The 17,511-nt window shown below is 44.6% G+C and carries 14 protein-coding genes; 9 read left to right on the top strand and 5 right to left on the bottom strand.

The features are described from left to right. Window positions 1-86 precede the first annotated feature (86 nt). The 4 genes from GO755_RS19850 to GO755_RS19835 all read left to right on the top strand — a co-directional run bounded on the left by GO755_RS19850 (window position 87) and on the right by GO755_RS19835 (window position 3,592). The gene (locus GO755_RS19850; RefSeq protein WP_157587038.1) at window positions 87-992 is read left to right on the top strand and encodes an EamA family transporter; all 906 of its coding nucleotides are present in this window, start codon (window positions 87-89) and stop codon (window positions 990-992) included. A 47-nt stretch (window positions 993-1,039) separates the two neighbouring features. Then, the gene (locus GO755_RS19845; protein WP_157587037.1) at window positions 1,040-1,249 is read left to right on the top strand and encodes a hypothetical protein; all 210 of its coding nucleotides are present in this window, start codon (window positions 1,040-1,042) and stop codon (window positions 1,247-1,249) included. Between the two features lie 187 nt (window positions 1,250-1,436). Then, the gene (locus GO755_RS19840; protein WP_157587240.1) at window positions 1,437-2,954 is read left to right on the top strand and encodes a S41 family peptidase; all 1,518 of its coding nucleotides are present in this window, start codon (window positions 1,437-1,439) and stop codon (window positions 2,952-2,954) included. Between the two features lie 95 nt (window positions 2,955-3,049). Beyond that, complete coding sequence (locus GO755_RS19835; RefSeq protein WP_317165914.1) at window positions 3,050-3,592, top strand: 3'-5' exonuclease; 543 nt, start codon at window positions 3,050-3,052, stop codon at window positions 3,590-3,592. An 84-nt stretch (window positions 3,593-3,676) separates the two neighbouring features. Here the strand turns inward: GO755_RS19835 and GO755_RS19830 are convergent, their stop codons facing one another. Then, window positions 3,677-6,901, bottom strand: coding sequence for a ligand-binding sensor domain-containing protein (locus GO755_RS19830; RefSeq protein WP_157587036.1), 3,225 nt, complete (start codon window positions 6,899-6,901; stop codon window positions 3,677-3,679). Window positions 6,902-7,103: 202 nt separating this feature from the next. Here GO755_RS19830 and GO755_RS19825 point away from each other — a divergent pair, with 202 nt between their 5' ends. Beyond that, the gene (locus GO755_RS19825; RefSeq protein WP_227687013.1) at window positions 7,104-9,248 is read left to right on the top strand and encodes a prolyl oligopeptidase family serine peptidase; all 2,145 of its coding nucleotides are present in this window, start codon (window positions 7,104-7,106) and stop codon (window positions 9,246-9,248) included. A 73-nt stretch (window positions 9,249-9,321) separates the two neighbouring features. On the opposite strand, the gene GO755_RS19820 is transcribed toward GO755_RS19825, so the two are convergent. Next, a complete protein-coding gene (locus GO755_RS19820; RefSeq protein WP_157587035.1) occupies window positions 9,322-9,846 on the bottom strand; it encodes a hypothetical protein in 525 nt (174 codons plus the stop codon). Window positions 9,847-10,293: 447 nt separating this feature from the next. Here GO755_RS19820 and GO755_RS19815 point away from each other — a divergent pair, with 447 nt between their 5' ends. Beyond that, entirely contained in the window at window positions 10,294-10,908 is a 615-nt protein-coding gene (locus GO755_RS19815; protein WP_157587034.1) for a trimeric intracellular cation channel family protein, read from the top strand. Window positions 10,909-10,915: 7 nt separating this feature from the next. Here the strand turns inward: GO755_RS19815 and GO755_RS19810 are convergent, their stop codons facing one another. Beyond that, window positions 10,916-11,380 carry an Lrp/AsnC family transcriptional regulator gene (locus tag GO755_RS19810; protein WP_157587033.1) on the bottom strand — a complete coding sequence of 155 codons (465 nt, stop codon included), beginning with the start codon at window positions 11,378-11,380 and terminating at the stop codon, window positions 10,916-10,918. Window positions 11,381-11,560: 180 nt separating this feature from the next. Between GO755_RS19810 and GO755_RS19805 the strand changes: the two genes are divergently transcribed. Both GO755_RS19805 and kbl read left to right on the top strand, forming a co-directional pair. Then, window positions 11,561-12,523, top strand: coding sequence for an NAD-dependent epimerase/dehydratase family protein (locus GO755_RS19805; RefSeq protein WP_157587032.1), 963 nt, complete (start codon window positions 11,561-11,563; stop codon window positions 12,521-12,523). Between the two features lie 5 nt (window positions 12,524-12,528). After that, a complete protein-coding gene (gene kbl, locus GO755_RS19800; protein WP_157587031.1) occupies window positions 12,529-13,737 on the top strand; it encodes a glycine C-acetyltransferase in 1,209 nt (402 codons plus the stop codon). Window positions 13,738-13,772: 35 nt separating this feature from the next. Here kbl and GO755_RS19795 read toward each other — a convergent pair whose 3' ends face one another. Together GO755_RS19795 and GO755_RS19790 are read right to left on the bottom strand one after the other, a co-directional pair. Continuing rightward, window positions 13,773-14,414 carry a porin family protein gene (locus GO755_RS19795; protein WP_157587030.1) on the bottom strand — a complete coding sequence of 214 codons (642 nt, stop codon included), beginning with the start codon at window positions 14,412-14,414 and terminating at the stop codon, window positions 13,773-13,775. Window positions 14,415-14,599: 185 nt separating this feature from the next. Continuing rightward, the gene (locus GO755_RS19790; RefSeq protein ID WP_227687012.1) at window positions 14,600-14,974 is read right to left on the bottom strand and encodes a DUF3244 domain-containing protein; all 375 of its coding nucleotides are present in this window, start codon (window positions 14,972-14,974) and stop codon (window positions 14,600-14,602) included. A 585-nt stretch (window positions 14,975-15,559) separates the two neighbouring features. Here GO755_RS19790 and GO755_RS19785 point away from each other — a divergent pair. Next, on the top strand, window positions 15,560-17,182 hold the full coding sequence (locus GO755_RS19785; RefSeq protein ID WP_157587029.1) for a tail fiber domain-containing protein: 1,623 nt from the start codon (window positions 15,560-15,562) through the stop codon (window positions 17,180-17,182). Window positions 17,183-17,511: the final 329 nt, after the last annotated feature.

The following is a 17,511-nucleotide window of genomic DNA, read 5'->3' as shown; positions in this document are numbered from 1 at the left end:
CTAAAAAAACTTGGTAACAGCGCTAAATTTTAATTTGCCTTCTACCCCATTTGATATACTATGTGTACTGATTTCGATGCTTCATTATGCTCCTAACCATTTTGACACTTACTTCCTTTGCCGTTCTGGTACGCATAATTGCTAACCCGCTCTCCAACGTATTTCAGAAACAACTTACTCAACGGGCAGCCAATCCGCTGTTTATCATGTCGGTTACCTATGGAGTTTTAACGTTGGTTGGTTTGATCTTCTGGCCGCAACTTCGTTTTTATGGCTTATCGATTGAGTTCTGGCAAAGTATGCTGGTAAGTAGTCTGTTTGCAATGTTTGGGAATGTGTTTCTGGTACGGGCAATGCACATCGGTGATTTATCGGTACTCGGTCCTATTAATGCCTATAAAGCCGTAGTTGGTATGCTGTTCAGTATATTTTTATTGAACGAGATTCCGGGCTGGTGGGGATTGGCTGGCGTAGTGCTGATTGTGGCCGGAAGTTATGTAGTACTAAATGATAAGCAACAACGTAGCGGAAGTGAAAATTTGTCCACTAACGGGTTGTTTCAGCGGCCGGAAGTCAGATTGCGACTGGCGGCTTTGGTGCTTTCGGCGATTGATGGAGCATTTCTAAAAAAAGCGATTATTCTATCAACGCCAACTATTGCTTTTTTTTACTGGTGCGTTTTGGGCTTCGGCTTCACCTTTGTCTGGATTTCATTAACCATGCGGACAACCTGGAGGAGCCAGGTAGAAGTCCTTCTTTCGCAGAAAACGACCTATCTGGCTTTATGTGCAGCGGTTGGCGTAACGCAGATGGCGAGTAATATTGCCTTGGCGAATATGCCAGTTGGGTATGCACTGGCACTGTTTCAGATCTCAGCCCTGGTAAGTGTATTATTCGGTTATCAATTTTTTAGTGAGCAGGGTATTCTCCGAAAACTCATTGGAGCAGGTATTATGGTGGCTGGAGCTGTACTAATTACTGTGCTCGGATAACTATCTTTCCAACTTGTAAGTTATTCCTACCTAACTATTTCTCTACCATGGCACAATACAAACTTGTCGAAAAGCATACCATCGAGCACCACAATGAATATTATGAGGTGCGTGTAACTCAGAGTGACGATCAGTCTAAAAGCCTGTTTTTCACGACGAATGAAGAAAATCTGGAAGAAGTAGCGGCTGCTATTGTTGCCGAACATCTACCCGGCTCGAAACACTGGACGGTGATCCCGCATCGCAAAGACAGCTAGTAGAGTGTGTTTATGACGTATTGATAAAGAATAAATAGCTTACGAATTGAACGGTTTTTTGATTCAGACGCAAAATTTTAATCAATCCTTAAACAATTTCGCTTGATTATAGTTAGGCCAAATCTTATCTTCACACTACAAATAGTGCCCTGTCTGAAAAGGCAGATTGCTACCGTAACGTGTGATGATGAAGATTGGCCAAACTCTTTGCTTAACGGGCTTGCTAATCGGGATGGTTGGCCTAATGGCACCCGCCCAGACGATTACTGCCGCTCAGGCCCGAACCGACTTTACTTATCTCAAGCGTAAACTGGATTTGCTCCATCCTGGAATGGGCTATTATACGCCCAAACCCCGAATGGAGCAGCTCTACGATTCGCTTTACAACCGGCTGACGGCGCCGATGGATTATCTTTCGTTTTATCACAACGTTAGTCCGTTTGTCACAGCAATTAAAGACGGGCATACGAACCTGAATCACCGGAAGAACTACATTGGCAAGCAGACACGTTTTCTGCCATTTTATATTCGGCCCGTCGATAGCAAATACTTTATCAGTCACAATGTTTCGGCCGATACAAGTCTTCAGCGTGGCACAGAACTGATCACGATTAACGATCGTACAATCGCAGATTTGCACCGTGAACTGATGGAATCTGACCACTCTGGGTCCGATGGAGATAACTTGACGGGGCGTCGGCAGTGGAGTCTGGTGCAGTTCGCAGACTATTATGCAGCCTGGTATGGGTCTGCCGATTCGGTTTCAATTTCGTATCGGCTTGCTGGCGATACACTCGTTCGGAAAACGCGCCTGAGATGTCCAAACCTGAGTAATTTTAAAGCAACGATACGACGTCGGTATGGTGTTGAACTAAATCAACCTGTCAATCTATCTGTCCGTGTTGTTGACACGCTCACGCATACAGCTGTATTACGGGTGGCATCGTTTATGGGATTGAAAAAGAAAGACCCCTTTCAATGGGCATTTAACCGCCGTCTGAAACAGGCTTTCAGGCAATTAAAGCAAGAAAATGTTCAGAATCTTGTCGTTGATATGCAAGGCAATGGTGGTGGCGTTGTACTAAATTCTGCCCGGTTGTTACGTTATTGGATGCCCAAACCGTTTCGAATTATGGAACAGGAGGAAATGAAACGGGCCGCTCGTGCCGAACTCATTACCCGATGGAATCCACTGTCGGCGCTGAATTTTAGCCTGCAATATAAATCCGACAAGGCGGGTGGGTTTGCCAGTCGCTCATCTCATCATCGTTATCGGCCTCGTCATAAGGATGCGTTTACCGGAAACCTGTATTTTCTGATGAATGGTGCGTCTTTTTCTGCAACGACGTCGGTATTAGCAAAAACCCTGGATGCAGGTATGGGTACATTTGTGGGCGAGGCTAGTGGAAGCGCTTACTGGGGTGATTTTGCCGGTCATTTTAAAACCATAACGTTGCCTTATTCGCGGCTTCAGGTTCGTATCCCTCTGAAAAAATTAACCCATGCTGTTGGCCCCGATCGCGCTAATGGCTTTACAGTTGAACCTGACTTTACTGTTACACGCAATTACGATGATCTAATGACCAACCGCGATTATGTATTGGATTATACGCTCCGATTAATTCGTCAGGGAGTAGTTGCTCGTAAACCAATTCCATTCCGACCTTTGCAGGCATCTTTGCCGCTACCTACTGTTCAGGAATAGGCTTTGCCAGCTCGCAACGAGCGAACTCATTGCGAGTTGAAAACTGTTTACTGATAAACGCGCCGAAATTTGGTCGAGCGCTAATCGATTCATTAGTGTATTGTATCGTTGACGTTGAAACAACCGGGGGTGTAAAAGGCCCTGCCCGTCTTACTGAAATTGCCATCTTCCGCCACGACGGTCAGCAAATTGTTGATTCGTTTCACACGTTGTTGAATCCTGGCTGTCCAATCCCACCGTTTATCCGGCATCTGACCGGTATTACTGAGGAGATGGTTCAGGATGCGCCCACATTTGCCGATGTTGCTGAGGAAGTGCTCCGAATTACAGAGGATGCTGTTTTTGTGGCTCATAACGTCGGTTTTGATTTTAGTTTTATTCAGAAAGAACTGAACTGGTTAGGGCACGATTTTTTCCGCCGTACACTTTGCACTGTTCGGACGAGCCGTAAGTTGATTCCGGGTTATCCTTCGTATAGTTTAGGGAAACTTTGCCGTTCGCTTGGTATTCCACTTAATGGCAGACATCGTGCTCAGGGTGACGCTGCGGCTACCGTATTACTATTTGAGATGTTGCTCCGTCATGATTCACAGGGGCTAATCCCCCGCGTTGTGAGCCCGATTGACGACCAATTCTAGTGCTTGGTCAAGCTAGATTCTAATTGATTCTTTTGCTGCTATTGCTCTGATTATCAAAATCTATAGAAGTTATTTGTAAGCGACCTAATTTGATTGGGATAGATTAGTAGGTGTTTTAGGAGCCCGCTGTTTGATAACTGAACCGAAGGGGATTTCTATTGTTGCCTGAACACCGTGAGTTGACTTACTTTGCCAGGAAATTCGACCACCCAGCAGAGCTACTCGTGATTCGATGTTGCTGATTCCCAAGCCTGTTGCTTTTTTTTTTGCCTGCTCATAGTTGAAGCCAAGACCGTTATCATGGTAGATTAAGACAATACGGTCGGGCTGGTGTACCATGTGAAGTTCTATACGAGTGGCATTCGCATGTTTAAGCGAATTGTTGACCAATTCCTGCGTAATTCGATACAACATTACTTCGGTATCGGCCGGAAATCGATTCGTATCTTCCGTTATTTCGCTAAGTATAAATTGGGCATTAATAACGCCACTGTCACTAATTCGGGAAAACAATTCATCGACGGCCGCTACGTAACCATGCCGCTCCAGCGTTTGTGGATTTAATTTTCTAAGCAGGTTTCTAACGTCGCCAATCGTATCGTTGATTAACAGAAATATAGTGGACTTGAGCGCCGATAGCTTCGGGCTTTCGCCTGCCAACTGTGTAAGCTGAGTGGTATAGAGTTTAATGGTGGCCAACCGGGTTCCAATTTCGTCGTGCAGATCTCGGGCGATATCTTTTTTTACCTGCTCCTGTATATCATACGATAGTCGCAGACGGTCTACCTCCTGTTGACGGATGCTATTCTCGCGTTGGCGAATCCACCCCCAGACGGCGAGTACAATCAATAAAATAACGATTAGAACAAATGATATGGTTCGCCAGAAAGGCGGCTCAATATGAATTAAAAGCTTGTGAATACGGTGGCTCCAGTGACCGTCCTGATTAGCGGCTTTTACCTGAAACGTATAATCGCCTGGAGGAAGATTTGCGTATCGGACATAGTTACGTTCGCCAGCCATTACCCAATAGTCGTCGTAGCCAGTTAACTGATATTGATAGTTATTTTGACCATTGCTGAAGAAATCCAGCGCGGCAAATTCCAGGGCGAGTGTATTTTGGGTGTGATCTAAATTAATACGGGTCGCTTCGCCAACGTAGGTGTCTGTGCTAAATGGCACTTCATTGATACTCAACGAATAAATGTGAACATAAGGATTAAATGAGCTGCTGTGAAAGGCATCTGGCCGAAACCGATTAAAGCCATTGACACCCCCAAAAAACAATTCACCATTTGCCAGACGCACGAACGCATTTCCATTGAATTCGTACCCTTGTAGACCATCGTTAGGGGTGAAATTTTTTATTGCCTGCGTGGTTGGGTCTAGCCGCGAGATACCTCGGTTTGTGCTCATCCAGATTTTGTTCTGAGCATCTGTAATGGTACTATATACGAATGAGTTGGCAAGGCCCTGACGTTCGGTATATAAACGGAACTGGCCGGTATGAGCGTTTAGCGCTACAGCGCCATGATCGGAGGAAAGCCAGATGGTTTGCTTGCTGGCATCAGGTCGAATGTGAAGTACCATGTAGCCTTTTAATCCTGATCTGACAAAGTGCCAGTTGAGTGGTTTTATTGCACGAGCTGGCGACTTTCCAGTCTGAGACCCTCCGGTCTGGGATACTTGGTAGCAGTAATAGCCATTTAGGTAGGTGCCAACCCATAGCTGTTGGGCGGTAGTATCGTACCAGAGGCTAAAAATATTCTGATCTGCCAGAATGGATACTTTTGACCAGTTTCGTCGGCGTGTATTTAGTGCATACAGACCATCTTCTGTGGCCGCCACCAACATCGTATCCGAAATGCTAACCATGTTTCGTACGTAATTAGCACTTACTAAGCTGTGGGATGACGGAAATAAAATAGATTCGAATGTTTCGGTTTTTGGATCAAATGCCATCACGCCACCTGGTCTACCTACCCAGATACGTCGCTGTGGATCACGATACAGGCTTCTGGCAATACCCCGAATAGGGCCGCTTGTTGACGGATTACTGGTAAGATATCGGTCGATAACTCGATTCGTGCGCGGATCCAGAATATTGATGCCGTTTTGAGTAAGGACCCAAAGGCGGTCGAACCGTTCCTCTAGAAATCCCCGAATAGTGTAATTGCTCAGTTTTTTGTCAGATGGTACCGTATCAATAGTCTGATTTTTAGTAATACCTCCGAACAGAAAGGCATCAGGAATAATGCGGGCCAAACCATCAGGATCTGTATTGGCCCAGACAATCCCCAGGTTATCGGTATAGATTTTACTGACTCTAAACTCACTCAACCGGGGAGCATTTCGCATGGAATTGTAAACCCGACCAAACAACCTCGATCGCTTATCGAAATAGAGTACACCATCGTTCTGAGTCCCGAGCCATAGCCGCCCACGCTGATCGGAGGCAAGGCTATAAATAGCACTGATGGGGTTAGCACCAACAGTTGCATACGTTTGATAAGTGGACTGACGATAATCAAACCGGATAAGCCCTGTTCCTGTACCAAGCCAGGCAATGCCATCAGAGTCAATATAAAATGAAAAGATAACTTGAGCTGGTCCGAATAGATTATGTGGATGGTTACTAAAATAGTGAGAGAGCTTGCGACTCGTCAAATTATAGCGAAGTAGACCCGTAGATGCATGCAACCAGATATCGCCCGAAGGTGTCCGCACAGCCGAGCTTTGTAGGTCGTATTCTTTCGTGGGATGCAGATTGGCCGCCAGAATGGTTTTATGCCGCTTTCGATAATCGAACTGAACCAACCCTTCGGAGTCACTAAGGTAAATCAGTTCGGTTTGATTAATGAAAAATGGAATTGTACGACTGCTCTGGCGAGTACGTCTAACTCCAGGGTTGTTGACAGAGAAATAATCGAATCGATCTCTCTTGCGATCGTAGCGGTTTAACCCCTCTTCAGTACCGACCCACAAGTTACCATCGGAGTCTTCAACGATGCCAAAAATATTAATGCCCCGGATGGTACCGGGCTGAATGGAGCCATCCTTACCCAGTGCCGGACGATAGGTACGAAAGCGATGTCCATCATAGCGATTCAGTCCGTCCTGAGTACCAAGCCATAGAAATCCACGCGTATCTTTTAGCATGTAATAAACCGATCCCTGGGCCAGGCCATCGCTGACACCGATGTGGTCGATTCGAAAAACAGTACCCAACGAGGCTGATTGTGTCCACCCAGGCTGAGGCAACAGGCTCCAGAATAGTAAGTGCAGACATAAGAAGCCAAATTGCCTCATGAGAATAAAGTATAGTTTTAGGAAGGTACTGTAAATGAGCTATCTATTTACTGAATATCCAAGTTTGTCAACTAATAAATACCATTTTTATGCCATCGTGATTAAGCTGGCGCAATAATGCCTGAATAATACCGGGGTGTAATGCGGTTTACTGTAAATTCGTAGAACGATTGGCGCGCTTTTCTCTAACCTTCATCAATTTATGCGATTTCCTAATTCTATTCAATTGTATTTCATGCTGAGCTCATCTATGGCGTTGGGGCAGGCCACCCACCCACTGACTTATCCACAAGCCCGTAAAACCGATCAGGTTGATACGTATCATGGCACCCAGGTTGCCGATCCCTATCGCTGGCTTGAAGACGACCGTTCGACCGAAACGGCAGACTGGGTTAAGGCTGAAAATAAAGTCACATTCGACTATTTAGCCCAAATTCCCTATCGGAAACAGTTTCAGGATCGCCTGGAAAAAATATACAATTACCCAAAATATTCGTCACCAAGTCGGAAAGGAGACTGGTTCTATTTCTCGAAAAACGATGGCCTTCAAAATCAGGCTGTGCTTTATAGACAAAAGGGACTTGATGCATCCGCAAAGCCTGAACTGGTAATTGATCCGAACAAACTATCGGCCGATGGTACGACTCGTTTAGGGGCTTTCTCCTTGTCGAAAGATGGTAAATATGCAGTTGTTGGTTTATCGAAAGGTGGCTCCGACTGGCAGGAATATCAGATTATGGATCTGGCTACCAAGACGTATTTGCCAGATAAAATTGAGTGGGTAAAAGTGTCGGGGGCTGCCTGGCAGGGCGATGGATTTTATTATAGTCGATATCCTAAACCAGAAGGAAGCGCATTAGCCGCCAAAAATGAAAACCATCAGGTGTTTTTCCACAAACTGAATACGTCCCAATCAGCCGATCGATTGGTATATGAAGATCCGAAAAATCCACAACGGTTTCATATTGTCAGCACGACCGATGATGAGCGATTTGCTTTACTAACCGTAAGTGATCGGGGACAGGGAAAAGATGGGAATTCATTGTTTTTTATGGATGTGAAGGCTGTAGAGAAGACCTTTTCGCCAGTTGTAGCTGAAGTTAGTAATTTTAGTTACAATGTAATCGATAACGACGGTGAGCGATTGTTAATCTTAACCAACGAAAAAGCGCCCAATAGTAAAGTCGTTGCATTCGACACGAAAAAGAAAACCTTTTCACCCCTGATTGCTGAACAGCCTGAACCTATTGCGGAGAACAGTGTCAGCGCGGCAGGTGGAAAATTGTTTGTTGAATACTCAAAAGACGTGACGTCGAAAATTGACGTATTCGATTACATGGGGAAACGCGAGAGTGAAGTGCAACTGCCCGCTGTTGGTACAGCAGGAGGATTTGGTGGCGAGAAAGACGATAAATTTGTCTTCTATACATTTACCTCATTTACCTTTCCACCAACCATTTATCGCTATGATATTGCAACTCGGAAAAGCACGGTTTTCCGCGCTCCCGAAGTAGATTTCAAGCCAGCCGATTACGAAACGAAACAAGTATTTTATACGAGTAAAGATGGGACCAAAGTACCAATGTTCCTGACCTATCGTAAGGGCTTGAAACTGGATGGTACCAACCCGACACTACTCTATGGCTATGGCGGATTTAATATCAGCTTGCCACCTTCCTTTAGCCCATTTCGGATTCCATTTCTAGAGCAGGGCGGTGTTTACGCGCAGGCCAACTTACGGGGCGGTAGCGAATACGGCGAGAAATGGCATGAACAGGGTATGAAGCTCAAAAAGCAAAATGTGTTCGATGATTTTATTGCCGCTGCCGAATACCTCATTGCTCAAAAATACACCAGTCCGGCCAAATTGGCGATCCAGGGTGGATCAAACGGCGGATTATTGGTGGGTGCCGTTATGAATCAGCGGCCTGAATTATTCCGGGTGGCTATTCCGCAGGTGGGTGTGATGGATATGCTTCGGTTCCATAAATTCACCATTGGCTGGAACTGGATTGCCGATTATGGCAGCAGCGACAATGCTGAGGAGTTTAAGGCTCTGTATGCTTACTCACCCATACAAAATATCAAGCCTGGCATAAACTACCCCGCAACACTAATCACTACCGCCGACCACGATGATCGGGTGGTACCGGCTCATTCATTCAAATATGCGGCTACTTTGCAGGAAGTGTATAAAGGCTCAAACCCAGTGTTAATTCGCATTGATACCAACTCGGGCCACGGTGCCAGCAACACCAAAAAGAATATCGAAACCGCTGCGGATATTTACTCCTTTATTCTCTGGAATATGGGCGTAGCGAGTTTAAAGGAAATGGCAAGCAAATAAAGTTGCTTGTTCACAAAAAAACCGATCTGATTATCAGATCGGTTTTTTTGTATTAAATCTTATTTATTTAAGCTTATAGCTTAAATGTAATTCCTAAAAGAAGCGGGGCAATACCCGTTCCTAATTCAGCAAAGCCGCCTACTTTCTCCGAGAAGAAATAGCGTCCACCGAGGTGAACAGGCACGAAAATGCCACTACCGAACGAGGTGCCGCTATAGATACTGTTGCTATACGAAACACTCTCGTAACCAAGACCAAGACCTGCGTAAAGATCTGCCTTGTCTGTGCTTAAACTCAGCAGTTCATTGAAGTGATAAGAACCACGAACGGCAAAATACAGATAGTTGATTTTATCATTATAGCCACTATAGCCAAAGTTAAAACTACGATAGGCTACCTGACCACCAACGGTGAAATTTGGAGCAACGCCAAAGTCAGCAGATCCGCCAAATGCAATCCCGCCTGCGCTAGCATAACCCCCTACACCAATGCCAAGGTTGATAAATTTGGTTCCTTTATCAATTGACAATTGGGCAAACGATTTCGTGCCAGCTAAAAGACCGAAGACCAGCAAAGTAATAAAGTGGATTTTTTTCATTTGATTCAATTGTTTTGCGTTAAAATTTGAGACAAAGTAAAAGCGAATCTATGGGCCTAACAAACGAGACGACAGACCTCTTATTTATCGGTCATATCATTGACTAGGGGACAAACATAGCATACTGGGATTCATAACCTACTGCTATTACCGAAAATCCACCCGCTTTCCATAAAGTTTTCATGATTTTTTAATATAATAGTATGGGAGTAATACAAAAAATGCACAATTAAAGCGGCTTTTTGTCGTGACATTTCTGTTTGTAAAGGGCACTTTTAGAGTCCAATTTCTCATTAATAAATTGACTATTAGGTATACGTGAATCCGATTCTGTGAAAGGACGAGCAATTGATTTACCTCACTAAGCCTAATTAACGAACCCCTATTTTTGCTGACTAATTTTAGAACAGGCCATTTTAGATCACCTGACAATTATTAATTACGCACATGACTATCTGGTATCTGACAGATTTGGTTGGCATAAGTGTATTTGCGATTTCGGGAGCATTATCGGCCCTAAGCAAAAAAATGTACCACGATCTGATCGGGGTATTTTTTATTGGCTTTCTGACCGCAATTGGTGGTGGTACCGTTCGTGATGTTATCATGAATGCGCATCCGATTGCCTGGATACGCGATCCTAACTACCTGATTGTCATCATTAGCAGCGTTATTATTGCTGTTTTCTGCCGGAAATGGTGGTTGGGCGCGCTCAAGCGACCTTTGCTTATCTTCGATACAATCGGGGTTGGTATCTATACCATTTTGGGTATGCAAAAAGCGCTTACAGCTGGTGTAAACGACTGGGCAGCCATATTATTAGGCGTTATTTCTGCTCTTTTTGGGGGCGTTATTCGGGATACAATGGTGAACGACCTGCCGATCATTTTCGACCGGCAACTTTATGTTACGCCTTGTTTGACGGGGGCAATACTTTACCAGCTTGGCAGATCTTTAGACATAAATTCAACTCTGAATTTGCTGTTGTCGGCGGGCGTGATTACCCTGTTTCGCTTGCTGGCTATTCGAAATAACTGGTCATTGCCACGCATTCAGAATTAATCCATAGTTAAGGAATGAAATAACCAAGGTTATGCTTGATTTCCTTCAGTACGAAGGTGCTGTTAAGTACACCAATGTTCTCGATCTGGGAGAGTTTATACTTAACAAAATCGTGGTATTCGTTTAAACTGCCTACGTGAATCTTGAGCAGGAAATCAACTTGCCCAGCCATGTGATAGCATTCCTGCACTTCTTCCAGTTTCTGTACCTCTTCTTCAAATTTGTCGATAAATGCTTTATCGTGATAGCGCATGGATACTTGGCAAAACGTCGTAATGGGCTGACCAAGCAGACTTTTGTCCAATACCGCTACATACTGCTTAATAAACCCAAGCCCTTCTAACCGCTTGATCCGTTCGTAAACCGGCGACAACGTTAGCCCAAGTTGTGAGGCTAGTTCCTTAGTAGTCAGCTTGGCATCCTGCTGAAGCAGTCGTAATAATTGCTTATCAACATCATCTAACTTTTCCATGCCGAAAAATTTTCTACCAATGCCATTTGGGTAACTTTTGTTTAAGAGAATTTATTGGCAAATAAAGATATATACAACAATATTCACGGATTTATTCTAAGTTTTTCTCTTTATTATCTTCAAAAGTAATTTTGTGCCATAAATACTTCATTCAACGTCACTAGCTCTATTTAATTGGTTATGCAACGAGAAACCATTTTAGTTATTGGAGCCAATGGGCAGATTGGGACAGCTTTACTACCTCAATTACAGGCCCAATTTGGGATTAATCAGGTGATTGCGGCCGATCTACGAAAGCCCTCATCTGAGACTGGTATCTTCGAAATTCTGGATGCTACCAAGCCTGAAGCACTAACCGATATAGTGCGCCGATATCGGGTGACACAGATTTATCATCTGGCGGCTATACTATCTGCCAAAGGTGAAAGTGACCCGCTCTGGGCCTGGAATCTGAATATGCAGACGGTGCTCAACGTACTGGAGATATCTCGATTGCACAACATCCGAAAGCTGTTTATCCCCAGTTCAATTGCTGCCTTTGGTGAACACGCGCCCAAATATGAAACTCCTCAAACCGCAATACTGGACCCAGCCACAGTGTATGGTATAAGTAAGGTTGCCGCCGAAAACTGGTCGTTGTATTACCATAAGCGGTATGGGCTGGATGTTCGGTCGTTACGTTATCCGGGTGTAATTAGCCATCAATCCATGCCGGGCGGAGGGACAACCGATTATGCCGTGGCTATTTTCCATGAGGCTGTTCAGGGCAACTCATTTGATTGCTTTCTGGCAGAAGATACCCGCCTACCCATGATCTATATGGACGATGCCTTACGGGCTACGATGGAGTTAATGAATGCTCCCGAATCGCAGATTAGCGTTCGTACATCCTATAATCTGGCCGGAATGAGTTTTACTCCTGCCGAACTGACCGAATCGATCCAAACGCATTTTCCTGATTTCGTTACCCATTACAAGCCTGATTTTCGACAGGCTATTGCCGAATCGTGGCCAAAAACCATCGATGATTCGGTTGCCCGGCAAGATTGGGGCTGGAAAGCTGCTTTTGACTTGTCACGTATGACACACGAAATGATTACGAACCTGACTGCGGTTTATCAGCCAGTGGTCTCAACCTTATAAACGCTATGTACGGAACCATAAAAGAACAACTTCAACAGGAGTTGAATAGCATACAAGAAGCCGGGCTGTACAAATCCGAACGCATTATTGTATCTCCTCAATCGTCAGTCATTGTCGTTCGTGACGGACGTGAAGTATTGAATTTTTGTGCTAATAATTATCTGGGCCTCTCATCGCATCCAGACGTTGTCGAAGCGGCTCACCAGACGTTAGATAGTCATGGATTTGGTATGTCGTCGGTACGGTTTATCTGCGGAACCCAGGATATCCACAAAGAACTGGAGCGCCGTACGGCCGAGTTCGTTGGAGCCGAAGACTGTATTCTGTATGCAGCTGCCTTTGACGCCAACGGAGGAGTTTTTGAGCCGCTTTTGGGCGAACAGGACGCGATTATTTCCGACGAACTGAACCACGCGTCTATTATCGACGGCATACGCTTGTGCAAGGCGAAGCGCTTCCGTTACAAACACAATGACATGGCCGATCTGGAAACCCAGTTACAGGCGGCTTCATCATCACGTCGTATACTAGTTGTTACAGATGGCGTTTTCTCCATGGATGGTACCATTGCGCAACTGGATAAAATCTGTGATTTGGCCGATCAGTACAAGGCGATGGTCATGGTCGATGAATGTCATGCCAGTGGATTCATGGGCAAAACAGGTCGCGGAACACCCGAATACCGAAACGTTCTGGGCCGTATCGACATTATCACAGGAACCTACGGAAAAGCACTGGGTGGTGCTTCGGGAGGATTCACCGCAGCCCGTAAAGAAATTGTTGAGTTGTTGCGTCAACGCTCCCGTCCGTACTTGTTTTCCAATACATTAGCCCCATCCATCGTTGGCGCATCATTAAAAGTGCTGGATATTCTGCAAGCCTCCACTGCTCTGCGCGACAAACTGGAAGCCAACACGCGCTATTTCCGCGACGCGATGACTGCCGTAGGATTCGATATTCTACCCGGTGAGCATCCAATTGTACCGATTATGCTTTACGACGCGCCCCTGGCGCAAGCGTTTGCCGCCCGGCTGTTAGAAGAAGGTATTTATGTGATTGGTTTCTTTTATCCCGTCGTTCCAACAGGAAAAGCCCGAATTCGAGTGCAAATTTCGGCGGGGCATGAGCAAGAACACCTGGAACAGGCAGTGGCCGCTTTTACCAAAGTAGGGCAGGAACTCGGCGTGATTAAAATTGGCGAAACAGTCAGCTAACCATTCATTCTATAAAACGGAAAAAAGCTTCGTCGCTAGAAATAATAAGTCAGATTTGACGACCAAATTCGATTGTATAATTTTTGAGCAGCGTCACTATAGACACCTGTCGAAGGGTCAGGTTTCTGAATAGGCTTCATTCCATAATAATAGCGGCTCGATAGAACTAAGTGTTTGCCCAGCCGGTAGCCCAAGCCAGCCATTAAGCCAACGTCTAGTCGGTAACAATACTGTAAATCCCAGACTGACGTTTCGCTAAACGTAGGGTCAACGCTTTTGGCTGCCAGCAGATAGCCAAATTGGGGGCCACCAGCCATAAAGACCCGTCGTCCACCGGGATGGTAGCGTACCATAATGGGTAAACTCAGGTAGTCAACCTTATAAATAGTTTGATGACTACCATAGCCTAAAACGCTGGTTTCAATATCGACTCCCCCCTGACGGGAGTAGAGCAAGTCGTAAGCCACGGACAGAGACGGTGTTAAACGGTGCCCAAAACTTACTCCAGCATTATAGCGCCAAAGGGTAGTTGATTTGTTAATTGAGGGCATCCAGGAAAAGTGGATCAAATCGTCATTGGCTCCAGCGGTTAGTCCAATACGAAAAGATGTCTGCGCCAAACCAGGCAGATTAAAGGCCGTTAGGGCCAGAAATAAAACGATCAGTTTTGCTTTCATGAGTTGGAGAATTATAGCTGTTCTATAGGAAATCCTTGTCAATCGGTAAGCTGCTGAAAAAGCCGGCCGTAAGGTTAGTTTACTTACAGATGTCCAAGTTCTCTTCGTGAAATACTATTAGCCCACAACAAACAAAGCCCGACGACTGCCGGGCTTTGCTTTTAAATTCACGTTGCTTACTGCTCTTAGTTCATAGCAATGGTACGAACGGTTTGCTGAACCGGTTGAGAAGATACATTCAGTTGCTTAACAATGCTGCCTTCGCTTGATTTGATCTCCAATTCATATTCGCCATCAGACAGATCGTTTACATTCAACTTCACGGCGTACTTACCTTCTTTCTTGCCAATACTGTGCTGGTACAGCACTTCATGATTTTTGTTGCGAAGCACCACATCGACGGGCACATCAGTAGACTTCTGAACCGCCAGCCGAATTTGATGGTCGACCGTTACATAGGCACTGGCGTCGAAGGAAAGAGTTTTAGGGGTCGTGGGATTAAATAGGGTTGAAGCGCTTAGTAAAAGAGAGGCAGCGACTTTGCTCATTAGTGGTAACATGGTAGTAGTTGTTTAGTGTTTGGTTGTTTACTGGTTGATCTTATTAATTCAATGCCCGTGCCAATCTAATGTTATTGCTGGTTTTCAGCGACTTATAGGTTGTGCCATTTTTTATTGTTGTCCGTAACTGGACAGGCCTTGTTCACTTGCGGACAAAATTAGATAAGGCCTTACCAGATCGAAACCCGTAATTGGCCAGGTGTTGAAATCAGGTAGTAAGAGGCATAAAAGGTTGGATAAATGGTTAGGTCAATTCACTAATCTGCAGCCCTCAAAATCACTAAACCTCACAGAGTAAACAGATACAAACTATCATTAGGAATTCGCTAAAATATATTCTAGTGATTTTTTTCAACTCTTTCAGTCGCTAGACTTCCCAAGCCTGTATATGCCTATACTTGTACTGAAACGCATTTGGCTCCGCGTGAGTATTACCTGATTTATTAAGCAAAGGCCCTACCATAAGTTTGCTTAAATCTTGTTTAGAAGTTTCATTATGTAGAGTAGATTTACTGCTGTGTTACATCACCTCAAACTTTAGAGAAATTTATTGCTTTATTTATTTTCAAGTAAACACTTACTTTTATGAAAAACGTGATCGGATACGTCAGGAAAATTGCTCTCTCTGTTTGCTTATTCGTAACAATAATAAATGTACATGCACAGGTCGGTATAGGGCCAGGATCAGAAACTATTAATGGATCAGCGTCCGTAGAGATTAAAGCGGGATCTTATTCCTCTGGTAGTCCATATAGAGGCTTATTACCGCCAATAATAACAACGACTCAGCGGGGCCAGATTCAGAATCCGGCGACTGGGCTTCTCATTTTCAATACCAGTACTAATCAGATTGAGGTTAATACGGGCACTAGTGCTGCTCCAATATGGACGCCCGGTGGTGCTGTTGGCTCGGGTGCAGCCTGGAGCCTGACGGGTAATGCCGGAACGGTAAATACCAATTTTCTAGGTACTACTGACAATACTCCCCTTAGATTTAGAGTAAACAACCAAAATGCAGGTCGTATTGACCCAACTCTCCTTAACCTCGGCTTAGGTTATCAAGCGTTAAATCCTAGCGCAACGGGACAAGCTAACACGGCTTTAGGTTATGCGTCCTTATTCGCCGTCACTAGTGGTGTCGGCAACACAGCCTCGGGATCGAACGCCTTAGCAGCTAATACCTCTGGTTCACTTAATTCGGCCTTGGGAAATGTGGCTTTACAAAAAAACACAACTGGAGAGGCTAATACAGCCGTTGGGTCGAATGCCTTACAAAATAATACAGGTAGCTATAACACAGCGTTTGGAGCTGGAGCTTTACAAAACAATACCACTCCTAATGGTAATACCGCCTTGGGACATAATGCTTTAGCTAATAACACTAGTGGCACTGTTAATACCGCCGTAGGAGAAGATGCTCTGTCATCAAACTCTACTGGTCATGATAATACTGCCGTAGGTATAAATACTTTAGGTGCCAATACTACTGGTAATGGTAATGTGACTCTAGGTAATGTTACATTAACTAATAATACAACAGGTGAAAATAATACAGCGATTGGGCTTCTTGCTTTACTAAATAATACTACAGGCAATTATAATACTGCCCTTGGTGCAAATGCGGGACCTTCAGCCGCCAATCCGACCCTAGTTAATGCCACTGCCCTTGGCGCAAATGCCATCGTGAATACCAGCCATACAATTGTGTTAGGGGACAATCAAATCACTTCCTTACGTTGTAATGTGCAGACGATCAGCTCACTCTCTGACAAGCGCATTAAAGAAGATGTTAGCGCCAATGTACCCGGCCTAAGCTTCATTACAAGACTGACCCCAGTTACGTACCATATTAACAAGGCCAAAGAAGCCAAACTAGTAGGCTATTCGCTGAATGCTGTCAAAGAAGATAAAATACTTCACAGCGGTTTCCTGGCCCAAGACGTTGAAACAGCAGCTCAGGCAGTTGGCTATAATTTTGAAGGAGTTCGTAAAGAAGAAGGCGGTAAATATTACACCATAGGTTATACGCTGTTTGTTATTCCCTTGGTCCAAGCAGTCAAAGAACTTAATGATGAGGTTAGTCAACTAAAAGCGGAACTAGCTATTGCCAAACAAAACGAGAAAGATACTCAGGTCCGGCTGGACAAAATAGAAGCCCTGCTTCAGCTCCCAACTCGTCAAACGAGTGTTTCCTTAAAAGCTAAATAACATAGATCATGGACTATAATTTAGGAATGTAGCCCCAAGGAAATTGGGTTGAGTCTCGAGTAAACATAGTTGCCTTTGGTTAACACTCAGTTCTGACAAATTCGTGCTGAATTTGCTCTGATTCTAATAATGTCTCCAGGCGTTTGGCATGAGTATAGACCAACAGAAAGACTTGCAAGTAGTGATTCAACTTGACTACTACGATTGTTCCAAATACTGTAATACTTATTTCATCTAGAAAAAAACGCTGGCCTCTTTCTAGTCGGTGTTTTTTTCTAGCACGACCGATAAATTTTACTTGTCGGTCGGACAAGTGTAAATTACAGAAC

Source organism: Spirosoma arboris, assembly GCF_009754945.1.
Lineage (GTDB): Bacteria > Bacteroidota > Bacteroidia > Cytophagales > Spirosomataceae > Spirosoma > Spirosoma arboris.
Note: the sequence above shows the minus strand (reverse complement) of the source record. Positions and strands in the feature narration are given on the sequence as shown.

Excerpts from the sequence above, each read along its gene's own strand:
- GO755_RS19790 (WP_227687012.1), bottom strand. The coding sequence starts at position 14,974 with ATGTTACCACTAATGAGCAAAGTCGCTGCCTCTCTTTTACTAAGCGCT.
- GO755_RS19795 (WP_157587030.1), bottom strand. The coding sequence starts at position 14,414 with ATGAAAGCAAAACTGATCGTTTTATTTCTGGCCCTAACGGCCTTTAAT.
- GO755_RS19805 (WP_157587032.1), top strand. The coding sequence starts at position 11,561 with ATGCAACGAGAAACCATTTTAGTTATTGGAGCCAATGGGCAGATTGGG.
- GO755_RS19850 (WP_157587038.1), top strand. The coding sequence starts at position 87 with ATGCTCCTAACCATTTTGACACTTACTTCCTTTGCCGTTCTGGTACGC.
- kbl (WP_157587031.1), top strand. The coding sequence starts at position 12,529 with ATGTACGGAACCATAAAAGAACAACTTCAACAGGAGTTGAATAGCATA.
- GO755_RS19830 (WP_157587036.1), bottom strand. The coding sequence starts at position 6,901 with ATGAGGCAATTTGGCTTCTTATGTCTGCACTTACTATTCTGGAGCCTG.
- GO755_RS19820 (WP_157587035.1), bottom strand. The coding sequence starts at position 9,846 with ATGAAAAAAATCCACTTTATTACTTTGCTGGTCTTCGGTCTTTTAGCT.
- GO755_RS19785 (WP_157587029.1), top strand. The coding sequence starts at position 15,560 with ATGAAAAACGTGATCGGATACGTCAGGAAAATTGCTCTCTCTGTTTGC.
- GO755_RS19810 (WP_157587033.1), bottom strand. The coding sequence starts at position 11,380 with ATGGAAAAGTTAGATGATGTTGATAAGCAATTATTACGACTGCTTCAG.
- GO755_RS19825 (WP_227687013.1), top strand. The coding sequence starts at position 7,104 with ATGCGATTTCCTAATTCTATTCAATTGTATTTCATGCTGAGCTCATCT.
- GO755_RS19840 (WP_157587240.1), top strand. The coding sequence starts at position 1,437 with ATGAAGATTGGCCAAACTCTTTGCTTAACGGGCTTGCTAATCGGGATG.
- GO755_RS19815 (WP_157587034.1), top strand. The coding sequence starts at position 10,294 with ATGACTATCTGGTATCTGACAGATTTGGTTGGCATAAGTGTATTTGCG.
- GO755_RS19845 (WP_157587037.1), top strand. The coding sequence starts at position 1,040 with ATGGCACAATACAAACTTGTCGAAAAGCATACCATCGAGCACCACAAT.